Raw genomic sequence first — 14,526 nt, forward strand, 5'->3', positions numbered from 1 at the left:
GGCGGGAAAGCGTGAAAGCCGCGTATCCGAAATCGAAAGCAGCAAGGCAGGATCCAGAGTACCACGAGACACGAGAAACCTTGTGGGAATGAGCGGAGACCACTCCGTAAGGCTAAATACTACTCAGTGACCGATAGCGCATAGTACTGTGAAGGAAAGGTGAAAAGGACCCCGGGAGGGGAGTGAAAGAGAACCTGAAACCCTGTGTTTACAAGCTGTCGAAGCACGCAAGTGCGACGGCGTACTTTTTGTAGAACGGTCCGGCGAGTTATGATGAGTGGTAAGGTTAAGGACTTAAGGTCCGGAGCCGAAGCGAAAGCGAGTGTTAAAAGCACGTGGAATCGCTTATCATAGACCCGAAACCGGGTGATCTATCCATGTCCAGGTTGAAGCTGCCGTAAGAGGTAGTGGAGGACCGAACACACATCCGTTGAAAAGGGTGGTGATGAGGTGTGGATAGGGGAGAAATTCCAATCGAACCCGGAGATAGCTGGTTCTCCTCGAAATAGCTTTAGGGCTAGCCTCTGGTTAGTCTGCCGCAGGTAGAGCACTGAATTTCCTAGGGGGCGTCAAAGCCTACCGAAGAATATCAAACTGCGAATGGCGGACAGATGATGCCAGGGAGTCAGACTGCACGAGATAAGTTGGGTGGTCAAAAGGGAAAGAGCCCAGACCTACAGCTAAGGTCCCAAAGTGTGTGTTAAGTGGAAAAGGATGTGGGATTTCGAAGACAACTAGGATGTTGGCTCAGAAGCAGCCACACATTAAAAGAGTGCGTAATAGCTCACTAGTCGAGAGGTCCTGCGCCGAAAATGTCCGGGGCTAAAACACAACACCGAAGCTTAGGAATTCACATGAATTGGTAGAGGAGCATTGAAGACGGAACGAAGCCATACCGAAAGGAATGGTGGACTGTCTTGAAGAGAGAATGCCGGAATGAGTAGCGAGATTGAAGTGAGAATCTTCAAGGCCGAATATCTAAGGTTTCCAGGGTAAAGCTGATCTGCCCTGGGTAAGTCGGGGCCTAAGGCAAGGTCGAAAGACGTAGTCGATGGATAACAGGTTGAAATTCCTGTACTGCATCAAATCAGAAATGTGGGGACACATGAGGGAAGCATGAGCCGGAAAAGGAAAGTCCGGTACAAGCGCAGCAGAGGACAGATAGGCAAATCCGTCTGTCAACTCGAGGGCGCGATGTGGAGCGAACCAAAGTAGCGAAGCATGTGGAGCTTGTGTCGAGAAAAGCCGCTATAGTGTTTGATGTACCCGTACCGTAAACCGACACAGGTGGATGAGGAGAGAATCCTAAGGCCGGCGGGAGAAGCATTGTTAAGGAACTCGGCAAAATGACCCCGTAACTTCGGGAGAAGGGGTGCTCCAGAGATGGAGCCGCAGAGAACTGGCCCAAGCAACTGTTTAGCAAAAACACAGGTCTATGCAAAACCGAAAGGTGAGGTATATGGGCTGACGCCTGCCCGGTGCTGGAAGGTTAAGAGGAGATGTTAATCGCAAGGTGAAGCATTGAATTTAAGCCCCAGTAAACGGCGGCCGTAACTATAACGGTCCTAAGGTAGCGAAATTCCTTGTCGGGTAAGTTCCGACCCGCACGAAAGGCGTAATGATTTGGGCACTGTCTCGACAATGCACCCGGTGAAATTGAAATACCAGTGAAGATGCTGGTTACCTGCGCCAGGACGGAAAGACCCCATGGAGCTTTACTCTAGCTTGATACTGGGGTTCGGTATTGCATGTACAGGATAGGTGGGAGACTGAGAAGATGTGTCGCCAGATGCATCAGAGTCGATGTTGGGATACCACCCCTGCAGTACTGGGCTTCTAACCTGCAGCCGTGACCCGGCTGGGGGACAATGTCTGGTGGGGAGTTTGACTGGGGCGGTCGCCTCCGAAAGAGTATCGGAGGCGCTCAAAGGTTCCCTCAGAATGGTTGGAAACCATTCGAAGAGCGCAAAGGCAGAAGGGAGCTTGACTGCGACACCGACGGGTGGAGCAGGTACGAAAGTAGGACTTAGTGATCCGGTGGTATGAAAGTGGGATTGCCATCGCTCAACGGATAAAAGCTACCCTGGGGATAACAGGCTTATCACTCCCAAGAGTTCACATCGACGGAGTGGTTTGGCACCTCGATGTCGGCTCATCGCATCCTGGGGCTGTAGTAGGTCCCAAGGGTTGGGCTGTTCGCCCATTAAAGCGGTACGCGAGCTGGGTTCAGAACGTCGTGAGACAGTTCGGTCCCTATCCGGCGTGGGCGTAGGATATCTGAGAGGAGCTGTCCTTAGTACGAGAGGACCGGGATGGACTGACCTCTGGTGCACCGGTTGCATTGCCAAATGCATAGCCGGGTAGCCAAGTCGGGACGGGATAAACGCTGAAGGCATCTAAGCGTGAAGCCCCCCTCAAGATGAGATATCCCATAGCATAAGCTAGTAAGACCCCTTGAAGACGACGAGGTAGATAGGCAGAAGGTGGAAGTGTGGTGACATATGGAGCTGATCTGTACTAATAGGTCGAGGGCTTAACCAAGAGAAAAGGTTAAGACGGTTTGGATAGAACAAAGAGAGTTATTCTTAAGAGTAATCGGATGAAAGAATTTTAATGTGCAGTTTTGAAAGAGCAATATGAAATATAATGTATACAGGCAGGTCGCATGACCTGCTTTTTTTGTGTGTTTTCATACTAAATGTGGGTTTGAAAAGAGTAATAATGGGTGCTACAATTAGCATAACTTTGAATTAAGTTATTACATATGAGGGGAGAGAATGAATGTATCAGTGTCCTAATTGTGGCGGACGGTTAATTTTCGATATATCGTCACAGTCGATGTTATGTGAGCATTGTAATACACATTATAATCCATATAATCTTGGAGAAGGAAATTCGGCTGAAGAAAGTAAAGAGTATGATGTTACGGTATTCAAGTGTCCGCAGTGTGGCGGTGAAATTATGAGTACAGATAACACGATTGCTGATTTCTGCAGCTTCTGTGGAGCAGCTACAGTGCTGGAAAGCAGAATTTCCAAAGAACTCCGTCCGGGATATATTATTCCGTTCAGCAAAACCAAGCAGGATTGTAAGAATCAATATAAGAAGATGATGAAGCGTGCATGGTTTGCACCTAAGGAATTAAAAGATGAAAAATATATTGATGGTTTCAGGGGAATCTATATGCCGTACTGGGCTTATCATGTATCGCAGAAAGGTCCTGTTGTATTAAGAGGAGAGAAAAGCAAAAGACGGGGAGATTACATTTATACGGACCATTTTGATATTAACGGTGATATGGACTGTCAGTATAAGGGAATATCGTTTGATGCGTCATCTTCATTTGATGATAATATAAGTGAGGCGATTGCACCGTATGATGTTAAGAATATGGCGGGATTTACGCCGGCATTTCTTAGCGGATTTTATGCTGATACGGCAGATGTAGGGTGTGATGTTTATATGAATGATGCAATTGATATGGCTGGTGAAGAGACATATGATTATGTATCCAATAATATCCCGCTCGGAGGGGTATCACTTCATGAAACAGAAAGTACTATTAAATCAAAATGTAATGCGGTAATCGAGTCTGTTGACAGGACATTGTATCCAGTATGGTTTCTGTCGTATAGGAACAGGGACAGAGTTGCATATGCAACGGTCAATGGTCAGACTGGAAAAGTATCGGCAGATTTACCGGTATCAGTTGGCAGATATTTTGCTGGGTCAGCACTTCTGGCTGTTCCGATATTCATATTACTTAATATGTTCTTTACATTAAGACCGAAGGTAACACTTAATGTTGCAGCTGTAATAGCACTGATTACAATTATATTGTATGTGTTTGAACTGGGAAAAATTAAGAGACGGGACCAGAAGCTTGATGACAGAGGCTCATGGGAAGAATCAAAGCTTTCCAGCCGCAGATATAAAGCCGGAACAGATAATGATAATCTGGCAAAACAGATGGCTGATGGCAGAAATAATGCAAGGATTAACAGAGTAAGTAAGAAAGAAAAAAATAAAATGACACCATTGTTAAAGGCTGTTGTTATATTTGCAATATGCATGGTTGGAATTCCTAATTTTATGTTTGCTTTTTCTTTATTTAGTGCAGTATTTTCAGTGGGGTCTTCTTTTTTTGTCAGTGCGGCATGCTTTGCTATAGGCGTTATTATTACGCTTAGTAATTGCAAGACATATAAAGAAGTATCAGGAGGAAAAAATGTGCCGGGGAGTGTAGGTGCACTTGTAGCATTGGCTGTTTCAACACTGATTCTGCTTATTAATCCGGTATCTGACCTTTTTTATTATGGTGCAGTTATATTTGTGCTTGCTTCGCTGATGTTTACACTTGTTGAGCTTATTAAGTACTACAATGTGCTTGCAACAAGAAGACTGCCACAGTTTGATAATTACAAGGGAGGTAATGATAATGCGTAGAAAAATAACATTTTTACTGACCTTTCTTGTAGCAGTTCTAAGTATCGCATTGGCAGGAGTCAGAGTGTATGCTGATACAGGCTATGAGGTTGAAGATTATGCTAATCAGGATTTCTGCTATGTTAATCCAGATACAGGCTATGAAGCAGTGATTGTTGATGATGCATTTATTTTATCAGTTGCTGAGAAGAGCATGCTCCTTGAGAAGATGAAATTAATTACCACTTATGGTAATGTTATGTTTAACTCTATAAGCTATAACAGCACTTCGACAGAGAGTTATATTAAGTCTCTGTACAGAGAAAAATATGGCTCTGAGAGTGGAACGATATTCGTTATTGATATGGATAACAGAAATATATGGATACATAGCAATGGTGCTATTAACAGGACAATTAATAAGGCATATGCAGAAACAATTACTGACAATGTGTATACTTATGCATCTGATGCAGACTATTATATATGTGCGATGAAGGTGTATGAGCAGGAATATACGCTGCTTCAGGGAAGAAAGATTGCACAGCCAATGAAATATATAAGTAATGCATTGCTTGCGGTTGTTATTGCAGTTGTCATTAATTATATAATTGTGCGTGTGTACTCCTCAAAGAGGAAGGCATCAACAAAGAGCCTTATGAATGGATTGTTTGAGTACAGGGCATTTAATAATTGTAATGTTGTATTTACACATCAGACAAAAACATATTCTCCACGAGAATCAAGTTCTGGCGGTTCGTCAGGCGGTGGCGGCGGAGGCGGCTCATCCGGCGGTGGTGGAGGAAGTGGCGGCGGCCACAGCTTCTAACAGGATGCGGACTCGAAACCAGCTTATATTTATAAAAAGACAGAGAAACCTTTTTGCGTTTTCTCTGTCTTTTTTTAGTAAAACAGTTTACAATACATTTATATCAAAATGTAGTGAGGAACTGATAATGAACAGAATTCTGATTGTTGAAGACGATAAAGATATAAGCAGGGAGCTTAAGGAACTGCTGGAAAATTCAGGGTATGAGGCAGAGGTTCTGTCTAATTTTAAAAATGCATGTGACAGTATTATTGCTGAAGAGCCGGATCTTGTTCTGCTTGATATCAATATTCCGTATATGAATGGGGAAATGCTTTTGCAGCAGTTAAGGAGTAAATCAGATGTGCCGGTTATTATGGTTACAAGCAGGGATTCAGAGGCTGACGAGGTGCTTTCCATGAGTTATGGGGCAGACGATTATATAACAAAGCCGTATAATCCGACAATACTTCTGTTAAGGATTAATGCGGTATTTAAGCGGCTTGGTGCGAAGTCAGATAATACAACAACTTACCGTGGAATGGAAATACTGCCACACAAGGGTGTAATTAAGTATAAGGATGACGAGATAACTCTTACTAAAAATGAAATGACAATATTCATGTATCTGTTATCACACAGGGAGCATATAGTTTCAAGAGATGAGCTTATGACTGAGCTGTGGAACAATGAGGAGTACCTTAATGACAATGCGCTTACTGTGAATATAAGCAGGTTAAGAGGCAGATTTAAAGATATTGGACTTGAAGATGTTATTGAGACAAGAAAGGGACAGGGATATATTCTTGTATGAGGTTAGGAAAATATATTAAAGACAGACTGTATTCAGTGTGCATATTTGTGGCAATGCTTATCATAAGCGTACTTATGATGGCGGCATTCAAGGTGTCTGTCCAGTTAATAATTGCAGAAATATTTATAATGATAATATGCTATATTGCAGTTGTGCTGGCAGATTATTACCACAGAAAGAAGTTCTATGACGAACTGGAGATTAACATAGCTGCACTTGAAGAAAAATATCTTATTACAGAGACACTTGTCAGGCCGGCTTTCTATGAAGGGCAGATTTTCTATGATTCTGTGAGTGACATAGACAGGTCGATGACGGAGAATGTTAAACGATACAGGCAGGGAATGGAGCAGTTCAAAGAGTATGTTGAAATGTGGATTCATGAGATAAAGCTTCCGATAGCCTCACTTACACTTATGCTTCATAATAACATGGATAAATGTGATAAAGAATTTGCGGACAGGATGAATACGCAGATTCGCAGAATCAATAACTATATTGAGCAGATTCTTTATTATGTGAGAAGCGAAAATGCAGAAAAAGACTATATAATTAACGATGCCAGACTGTCTAAGATTATAAGTAATGTAGCATTAAAGAATAAGTATGATCTGCTTGAAAATGATATCACATTTGAAGTGAGCAATGCAGACAGGATTGTTCTTACAGATGCAAAGTGGATGGAATTCATGCTTAACCAGATAGTGAATAACAGCATAAAGTACAAGGATAAGACAAAGGCAGAGTCGTATATAAAGATGTCGGCAGCAGAGGATAAAAAATGTGTTGTCCTTGAAATACTGGATAATGGAATTGGCATAAATGCGTCAGATTTGCCGAGAGTTTTTGACAAATCATTTACAGGGGAGAATGGAAGAGAGTTCTCCAAGGCAACAGGAATGGGACTTTATATTGTAAAGAAGCTTTGTGACAAGTTAGGACATGCCATAACCATTGAGTCGGTAAAGGGCGAATATACACGGGTGAAGATTACATTTTACAAGAATGATTTCTATAAGGAGATAACAGACAGCAATGAAAGTGGCAGTATGTGATGACAACAGAGAGTTCTGTGAGAAGGAACGGACGACTATAAAAGATGTATTTAAGCAGTATTTTCAGGGAGAAGATTGTCAGGTGGATATCTACAATGACGGTCAGACAATTATTAGTAATTATTCAGACAATGCTTATGATATGGTATTTCTTGATCTTGAACTGGGCGATGAGAATGGATTTGATATTGCGGAACAGATAGTATTAATGAATAATGACGCAATTATAATATTTGTTACATCTCATGAGAATCTGGTTTATGAAGCATTCAGATTCAGACCGCTTGGGTATATAGTTAAAGACAGATTTGACCGTGAATTTACAAGAATGATGGTAAAGATAGTTGATAAACTGATAAAGATGAGGCAGGTAATAGAACTGGGTGGAGAGAAATTCTATGTTGACAGGGTTGTTTCAATTGCAACGCAGAAAAGGAAGATATGTGTCAAAAGTCTTAAAGGAGAAATATTATTGGCAGATTCGTATAGTAAGCATGTTGCAGAGCTTGAAAAATATGGATTTGTGCAGTCAAGCAAGGGTGTGCTTATTAATATGAAATATATTAAGAGCATTGATGAAGATAACGATGTATTTGTGATGTATAATAATGAGCGCGTTCCTATAAGCAGGCGCAGGAAGAAAGATGTCATAGAAGAATACAGAAAATTCATGTTTGATAATAACAGGTAGGAAACAGGTATGATGGATATAATCAATATAGTGCTTACATGTGTATTCCTGTGTGTAATGAATACAGGTGTAATATTTATTATGGACAAGATAAGGAAGCTGACGGGAGATAATATAATACATGTGATTAAGATGGTTCTGTTAGTGGGTGCAGGGGCAGCAGTCTATATAATGACATATTATGGAATTAATCCATGGGTGATAATGGAACTAATGATTATCATTGCCATTCTGATTGTACAGTATATAGAACAGATAACAATTAAGGTAATACTGGAAATATCACTGATAAATTGTATCGGAATAGCCATATTATCTGCTAATCAGGCTGATATAATAGCAATATGTATAGTATATCTGGTTGTGGAATTATATATGTTTGTAGTCTATCTGTCTGCAGTAATTATAAAATACAGGGAATTGGATAATCTGGAAATGATGTTCATACAGATATGCGTAAGTTCAGTGCTGGCGGGATTATTCTTTGGAACAGGCATATATGACACATATAATTATGGGGTAGAGACCGCTGGAATATTAATTGTGACAGTTTTAACATTTGAAATAATCGGACATTGGATGCAGGACTTTTTTAACAGGACAGAGGAGATTAATAAAAGGATAGAATATGCTAACGAACAGTTTGAGGTTGAACGTGTCCAGAAAATGTATGAAGAAAGCAGAAAGTTAAGACACGACCTTAAGCAGTGCCTGACTTCTGCAATTGGTTATATGGATGACAACAATTATGATAAGGCAGAAGATTTCTTAAAGAATATTATGAGTGAGAAAATCAATTCATATGCTTATAGAAAATACTGTGATAATAGAACGCTCAACTATATTCTTAATGATAAGAATGATAAATGTGAAAAGCAGAATATAGCATTTACATGTATGGTACTTGGTCAGGTTGGACTGATTGATGATATAGATATGTGTATTCTTGCCGGAAATGTAATTGATAATGCCATTGAGGCAGCAGCAAAATGCAGTGATCCGTATGTCAATGTTGAGATAACAAGCAGAGGTGGAATATTTATGGATGTGGAAAATCCTGTTAAAGAAACATTTCTTAACAGAAAGAATCCGTTCCTGACTACTAAGCTTGATAAGAATAATCATGGAATTGGTACGAAGAGCATAAGGGATATTGTTGCCAAATATAATGGGGAAATCAGGTATGAGGAAAAGGAAGGAAAGGTAACATGTCATATATTCCTTTCGACCAAATATGTTAAGAAAGATAAAGAATAATTACCACTTGTGTCAAAAAACGACCGCTTGTGCATATGCTATTGAAAACAAGTGAATAGGGAATTACATTAAGACTGTACATTGATGGATGTACAGTCTTTTTAGTATAAGGAGAAGATATGAAGAAGAAAATAAAGAGTGCAGTAATAAGTATAGTTGTTATAGCAGTATTATTATTGGCAATTCTAATTGGTGTTAAGAATGGTACACTAGATAAGCTGACAAAAGAAATGCCGACACTTGCAACAAATCAGGCAGAGACAGAAAAGGCAACGGTAAATGCGAGAAATAATTCTACAGAAAGTAAACCTTATGATGGAATCGAGGTTGCTGAATATGGAGAAGAGTTTGTAATACGTAGAAAAATAGATGGCCGTAAGTACGACGAAAATGATAGAACTACATATAATATATATCATGTAAAAGTTAATGATTGCAAGATATCGAGACAGTGTGATTTTGATATTAACAGGTTGGATTTTGGATTGGATAATAAGAAAAAAAGTTTGGATGAAAACAATAATTTTATATCAGATTTTTATTATGCAACAGTAGAATTGGAGATAACAAAGGATATTGATGATAATGATGTGATGGATTATATGAATGTTTTTCAGACGACTTGGTCTATATTAAAATTGAATAGCGATGGAACAACACAGTCATTTAAAACTAGTGCATGTGTTGGCTCTGATGCGGAAACTAATCAAATTGGAAAAACAAATTTTAGCTTTGAAAAAGGAGAAACAAGAACATTAACATTATATTATATATTGTCGGATGAAGAAGTCGAAAATGATAAACTTGTTATAAGTTTTAGCCTTAAAAATTCACCATTTATAGGTCCATTAGCAATCGTACATGAACCATAAGCAAATTAAATAAGTTTTTTAAAACAAGATAATTACCACTTGTGCAAAAAAACGACCGCTTGTGCATGGGCTATTGAAATTGATAAATATAAAAGATACATTGAAGCAGACAGGTACTTATGTATCTGATTAAAATCTAAGGAGGATTTCTTTATGGATTTAAAGAAACTAACAGGAAAGCTGACAACAATAGTTGCAGCAGGAGCAATGGTAATGTCAATTGGTGGTGGTGTAGTGTGGGCTAATAATTGCAAAGATGAGTATGCCCATATGTCATTTGATGAATCTGCGGGGGAGTATCTGGATTATACGTCTAGTAGATTGAAAGAAGATACATCATGTGGATATATCAAAGGTATAGAATCATCGAACGGATATTCTTTTAATGCAACACTTGTTGGGGTGGATGAAACGGGATATTGTGAAGATTTTGAATTGATTGATTATGATGTTAATCCAGGAGATGAGATATGGATGTATAACTATGTCAAAGAAAATGGATATAATTATGCTGCAGTAAAGTGTGAGAGTAATACAGGGGATGATTACTCAGTTGGATTTTTATGGAGTCCAGATAGTGTCTAAAGTTTAATTAAATTATTTATTAGAAAGAAGATTGTATATCATAATATATATACAATCTTTTTTCTAAAAGGGAGCAGATATGAAGAAAAAAATAAAGAGTGCAGTAATAAGTATAGCAGTTATAGCAGTATTATTATTGTCAATTCTAATAGGGGTTAAGAATGGTACGCTAGATAAGCTGACAAAAGAAATGCCGACACTTGAAACAAAACAGGAAGAGACAAAGAAGTCAGCAGAAAATGAGTCTCAAAAAAATGAAAGCAGTAACTCTGTGAGAATAAGAAATTCTAGCAGAAGAGATATAGCAAATGTTGGTCAGCAGTTTGAATTAAGAAATAATGACGTAAAATATACATATGATGAGAATAATCGAGAAACTTATAATGTATTTTATATAACTGTTAAGAGCGTCAATATTTCTAGACAATGCGACTTTGATATTAATAGAATTGATTTCGGATTGAGTACAAAAAGAGATAGTATGGATAATAATGATAATTTTATATCGGATTACTATTATATGACGGTTGAATTGGAAGTAACCAAGGATATTAATGACAATGAAATGTTTGCAGATGATTATAATAATTTACAAACATTATGGACTAGTGTTAAGGTTAATAAGGACGGTACATATAATAAAATTAAGGATTATGAAAATGTAGGGTCAAGTTCAGACAATACTCATGGAAATGTACATTTTGAAAAGGGTGAAACTAAAACAATAACATTATACTATCTTATAACAGATGAAGAATTTGAGAATGAAACATTAGCAATAGATTTTCATTATTATGGGTCACCATGCAAAGGAACATTAGCAATCGTACATGAACCAGAAGAAAATTAAATCAGCTAATCTTTTTAGTAAATAATTACCACTTGTGTCAAAAAACGACCGCTTGTGCATATGTTCTTGAAAAGAAGTGAATAGGGAATTACATTAAGACTGTATGTTGATGAAATTCAATGTACAGTCTTTCTAGTATAAGGAGAAGATATGAACAAGAAAATAAAAAGTGCAGTAATAAGTATAGCAGTTATAGCAGTATTATTATTGGCAATTCTAATAGGGGTTAAGAATGGTACGCTAGATAAGTTGACGAAAGAAATGCCGACACTTGCAACAAGTCAGACAGAAACGGAGAAGTCAGCAGAAAACGAGTCTGAAAAAAATGAAAGCAGTAGCAACTCTGCTAGGGTAAGAAATTCTAGAAAAAGAGATATAGTAAATATAGGACAGGAGTTTGAATTAATAGATTGGGATATAAGGTATGGATATGATGAAAATAATAGAGATACATATAATGTTTTCAATGTAACCGTAAAGTCAGTAGATATATCAAGAGAATGTGATTTTGATATAAAAAGGATTGATTATGGTTTGACAAATAAAAAAGACAGCATGGATGATAATAATAATTTCATATCAGACTATTATTATGTAACTGTGAAATTAAATGTTAACAAAGATATTAATGATCATGATGTACCGCCTGATGGAGAAATAAGTATGTTCCAGACAATGTGGTATATAGGAAAGATAGATAGCAATGGAACATTACAGCGTATCAGTAATAGCGGAGCTGTTGGTTCAGATGTACCGGATAAGCATGGAAATGTATATTTTGAAAAAGGGGAAACTAAAGCAATAACATTGTATTTTCTAATAACTGATGAAGAATTTGAAAATGAAACATTAGCAATAGATTTTCATATTTATGGGTCACCGGATAAAGGAACATTAGCAATCGTACATGAACCAGAGACAAATTAGATAGGGCATTTTCATGAAATATTTACCACTTGTGTCAAAAAACGACCGCTTGTGCATGGACTATTGAAATTGATAAATATAAAAGATACATTGAAGCAGACAGGTACTTATGTATCTGATTAAAATCTAAGGAGGATTTCTTTATGGATTTAAAGAAACTAACAGGAAAGCTGACAACAATAGTTGCAGCAGGAGCAATGGTAATGTCAATTGGTGGTGGTGTAGTGTGGGCTAATAATTGCACAGATACTGAAGTTAGAATGTCATTTAATGAGGCAGAGGGAGAGTATCTACATTATACAAGTGGTAGAATGAAACAAGATACATCTTGTGGATATATAAAAGGAGAATCTTCTTCTAATGGGTATTCATTTAATGCATCACTTGTTGGTTCTGATAGATATAGTAATTATTATGAAGATTTTGATTTGATTGATTATGATGTTTTTCCAAGTGATGAGATATGGATGTACAATTATGTAAAAGAAAATGGATATAGTTATGCAGCTGTTAAATGTGAGAGTAATACAGGAAGTGAGTATTCAGTAAAATTTTTATGGAGTCCAGATAGTGTATAAAATCTGATTAAATTGTTTGTAAAAAAGAGATTGTATATCAGATAATAATATACAATCTCTTGATTAAAAAGGGAAAAAATGAAGAAGAAAATAAAAAGTGCAGTAATTAGTATAGGCATTATATCAGTATTGTTGTTGTCAATTCTAATAGGTGTTAAGAATGGAACAATAGATAAGCTGACAAAAGAAATGCCGACACTTGAAACAAAACAGGAACAGACAAATATACAAAATGAAAATCAAAACAATACAGGTAATGATTCTGCAAGAGAAGAAAACTTAAGTAAAAGAGATGTGGCGTATATAGGTCAGCAGTTTGAATTGAGGGATGATGATATAAGATATAAATATGATGAAAATAATCGGAAAACATATAATGTATTTTATATATCTGTTAGAACCGTTAATATTTCCAGAGAATGTAATTTTGATGTGAATAGAATAAGATTTGGACTAGACGATAAGAAAGATAGTATTGATGCAGATTATAATTTTATATCAGATTATTACTATGCAATGATAGAGTTAGAGGTTACTAAAGATATTAATGATAATGATATAATATTAGATAATGATAATGAATTCCATACATTATGGTATTCTGTAAAACTGAATGAAGATGGTACATATAATAAAATTGAAAATTATGAAAATGTTGGGATAAGTTCAGACAATACTCATGGAAATGTTCATCTTGAAAAGGGTGAAACAAAAACAATAACATTATACTATCTTATAACAGATGAAGAATTTGAGAATGAAATATTAGCAATAGATTTTTATATTGAGGGGTCACCATGCAAAGGAACATTAGCAATCATACATGAACCAGGAGGAGAAAATGAATAAATTAATTAAAATAGAATTGGAAAGAGCATTTAAGAATAAGATGCTTATAATATCTGTAGTAATAGGATTAGTTATTGTTGGATTTAATATATGGAACGAGATTATTCCTGCAAGAAAAACATTAGATAAACTGCTTGAGATGGGGAAATACAGCGGTATACAGCTTCCGGGACTGTATATGAAGTGGATGGGAGTAAGACCGGGGTCTTATGTATTTCTTTATTACTTTATTATGCCGTTGTTGACAGCATTGCCATATTCTATAAGCATATTGATGGATGTGAAGAAGCATTATGTTAATAATATATTTACAAGAATTGATAAAAAGAAGTATTACAAAGCAAAGCTTTTTGCCCAGTTTATAGTAGGCGGTTTTGTGGCAAGCTTTCCGCTTGTTATATCATTTGTTGTGACAGCTATGATTTTGCCGGCTTTTAAGCCTGAATCGGTTAGTTCACAGTTTAATTTTTCAAAACTGTCAGTTTTTGGAGATTTATTTTTTAAAGCACCGTTTGCAATGGCTGTTATAGTATTTTTATTTGCATTTGTGGGATTTGGACTTATTAACTGTATTGCATACATATTTGCAGACCTTGTAAATAACAGGTTTATGGTCGCACTTACACCATTCATGATGTATTTCTTTTATTATATTGTTTGTTCATCTATTGGAAGAGACGGTCCTATGGAATATCTGACAGCATCAAAACTTCGTTATTCTGAACTGAAATTTATGATAATTGATATGGTGATGTTAATAGTGCTGATAACAGTATCGTATTTTGTACGAAGCAGAAGAAAGGATGCAATCTGAT

13 protein-coding genes and 1 rRNA gene (1 of these 14 cut by a window edge) are annotated in these 14,526 nt (G+C 37.1%); all 14 read left to right on the plus strand.

Features of this window, described 5'->3' with window-relative positions:
* Positions 1-2,541, plus strand: a 23S ribosomal RNA gene (locus tag EUBELI_RS04135) (it extends 346 nt beyond the left edge of the window).
* A 240-nt stretch (positions 2,542-2,781) separates the two neighbouring features.
* On the plus strand, positions 2,782-4,446 hold the full coding sequence (locus EUBELI_RS04140) for a hypothetical protein (protein ID WP_041688055.1): 1,665 nt from the start codon (positions 2,782-2,784) through the stop codon (positions 4,444-4,446).
* Positions 4,439-5,254 carry a TPM domain-containing protein gene (locus EUBELI_RS04145; protein ID WP_049777884.1) on the plus strand — a complete coding sequence of 272 codons (816 nt, stop codon included), beginning with the start codon at positions 4,439-4,441 and terminating at the stop codon, positions 5,252-5,254. Before EUBELI_RS04140 ends, EUBELI_RS04145 begins: the two co-directional genes overlap by 8 nt.
* A gap of 127 nt (positions 5,255-5,381) precedes the next feature.
* Positions 5,382-6,047, plus strand: coding sequence for a response regulator transcription factor (locus EUBELI_RS04150; RefSeq protein WP_041688056.1), 666 nt, complete (start codon positions 5,382-5,384; stop codon positions 6,045-6,047).
* Positions 6,044-7,102 carry a sensor histidine kinase gene (locus EUBELI_RS04155; protein ID WP_012739105.1) on the plus strand — a complete coding sequence of 353 codons (1,059 nt, stop codon included), beginning with the start codon at positions 6,044-6,046 and terminating at the stop codon, positions 7,100-7,102. The genes EUBELI_RS04150 and EUBELI_RS04155 overlap by 4 nt, the downstream gene beginning before the upstream one ends.
* Positions 7,083-7,793, plus strand: coding sequence for a LytR/AlgR family response regulator transcription factor (locus tag EUBELI_RS04160; RefSeq protein WP_012739106.1), 711 nt, complete (start codon positions 7,083-7,085; stop codon positions 7,791-7,793). The genes EUBELI_RS04155 and EUBELI_RS04160 overlap by 20 nt, the downstream gene beginning before the upstream one ends.
* Before the next feature lie 9 nt (positions 7,794-7,802).
* The gene (locus tag EUBELI_RS04165; RefSeq protein WP_012739107.1) at positions 7,803-9,050 is read left to right on the plus strand and encodes a sensor histidine kinase; all 1,248 of its coding nucleotides are present in this window, start codon (positions 7,803-7,805) and stop codon (positions 9,048-9,050) included.
* Between the two features lie 119 nt (positions 9,051-9,169).
* Entirely contained in the window at positions 9,170-9,922 is a 753-nt protein-coding gene (locus EUBELI_RS04170; protein ID WP_012739108.1) for a hypothetical protein, read from the plus strand.
* Positions 9,923-10,075: 153 nt separating this feature from the next.
* A complete protein-coding gene (locus EUBELI_RS04175; RefSeq protein WP_012739109.1) occupies positions 10,076-10,507 on the plus strand; it encodes a hypothetical protein in 432 nt (143 codons plus the stop codon).
* Positions 10,508-10,586: 79 nt separating this feature from the next.
* Positions 10,587-11,357 (plus strand): hypothetical protein, encoded by a 771-nt coding sequence (locus EUBELI_RS04180; RefSeq protein ID WP_012739110.1) that lies wholly within the window; start codon positions 10,587-10,589, stop codon positions 11,355-11,357.
* A 150-nt stretch (positions 11,358-11,507) separates the two neighbouring features.
* The gene (locus EUBELI_RS04185; RefSeq protein ID WP_012739111.1) at positions 11,508-12,284 is read left to right on the plus strand and encodes a hypothetical protein; all 777 of its coding nucleotides are present in this window, start codon (positions 11,508-11,510) and stop codon (positions 12,282-12,284) included.
* Positions 12,285-12,427: 143 nt separating this feature from the next.
* Complete coding sequence (locus EUBELI_RS04190) at positions 12,428-12,862, plus strand: hypothetical protein (protein WP_012739112.1); 435 nt, start codon at positions 12,428-12,430, stop codon at positions 12,860-12,862.
* A 78-nt stretch (positions 12,863-12,940) separates the two neighbouring features.
* Positions 12,941-13,711, plus strand: a complete 771-nt coding sequence (locus tag EUBELI_RS04195; RefSeq protein ID WP_012739113.1) for a hypothetical protein — start codon at positions 12,941-12,943, stop codon at positions 13,709-13,711.
* Positions 13,704-14,525, plus strand: a complete 822-nt coding sequence (locus tag EUBELI_RS04200; RefSeq protein WP_041688059.1) for an ABC transporter permease — start codon at positions 13,704-13,706, stop codon at positions 14,523-14,525. The genes EUBELI_RS04195 and EUBELI_RS04200 overlap by 8 nt, the downstream gene beginning before the upstream one ends.
* Position 14,526 lies beyond the last annotated feature (1 nt).

The sequence above is a fragment of the [Eubacterium] eligens ATCC 27750 genome (genome assembly GCF_000146185.1).
Taxonomy (GTDB): Bacteria; Bacillota; Clostridia; order Lachnospirales; family Lachnospiraceae; genus Lachnospira; species Lachnospira eligens.

Excerpts from the sequence above, each read along its gene's own strand:
- EUBELI_RS04140 (WP_041688055.1), top strand. The coding sequence starts at position 2,782 with ATGTATCAGTGTCCTAATTGTGGCGGACGGTTAATTTTCGATATATCG.
- EUBELI_RS04145 (WP_049777884.1), top strand. The coding sequence starts at position 4,439 with ATGCGTAGAAAAATAACATTTTTACTGACCTTTCTTGTAGCAGTTCTA.
- EUBELI_RS04150 (WP_041688056.1), top strand. The coding sequence starts at position 5,382 with ATGAACAGAATTCTGATTGTTGAAGACGATAAAGATATAAGCAGGGAG.
- EUBELI_RS04155 (WP_012739105.1), top strand. The coding sequence starts at position 6,044 with ATGAGGTTAGGAAAATATATTAAAGACAGACTGTATTCAGTGTGCATA.
- EUBELI_RS04160 (WP_012739106.1), top strand. The coding sequence starts at position 7,083 with ATGAAAGTGGCAGTATGTGATGACAACAGAGAGTTCTGTGAGAAGGAA.
- EUBELI_RS04165 (WP_012739107.1), top strand. The coding sequence starts at position 7,803 with ATGATGGATATAATCAATATAGTGCTTACATGTGTATTCCTGTGTGTA.
- EUBELI_RS04170 (WP_012739108.1), top strand. The coding sequence starts at position 9,170 with ATGAAGAAGAAAATAAAGAGTGCAGTAATAAGTATAGTTGTTATAGCA.
- EUBELI_RS04175 (WP_012739109.1), top strand. The coding sequence starts at position 10,076 with ATGGATTTAAAGAAACTAACAGGAAAGCTGACAACAATAGTTGCAGCA.
- EUBELI_RS04180 (WP_012739110.1), top strand. The coding sequence starts at position 10,587 with ATGAAGAAAAAAATAAAGAGTGCAGTAATAAGTATAGCAGTTATAGCA.
- EUBELI_RS04185 (WP_012739111.1), top strand. The coding sequence starts at position 11,508 with ATGAACAAGAAAATAAAAAGTGCAGTAATAAGTATAGCAGTTATAGCA.
- EUBELI_RS04190 (WP_012739112.1), top strand. The coding sequence starts at position 12,428 with ATGGATTTAAAGAAACTAACAGGAAAGCTGACAACAATAGTTGCAGCA.
- EUBELI_RS04195 (WP_012739113.1), top strand. The coding sequence starts at position 12,941 with ATGAAGAAGAAAATAAAAAGTGCAGTAATTAGTATAGGCATTATATCA.
- EUBELI_RS04200 (WP_041688059.1), top strand. The coding sequence starts at position 13,704 with ATGAATAAATTAATTAAAATAGAATTGGAAAGAGCATTTAAGAATAAG.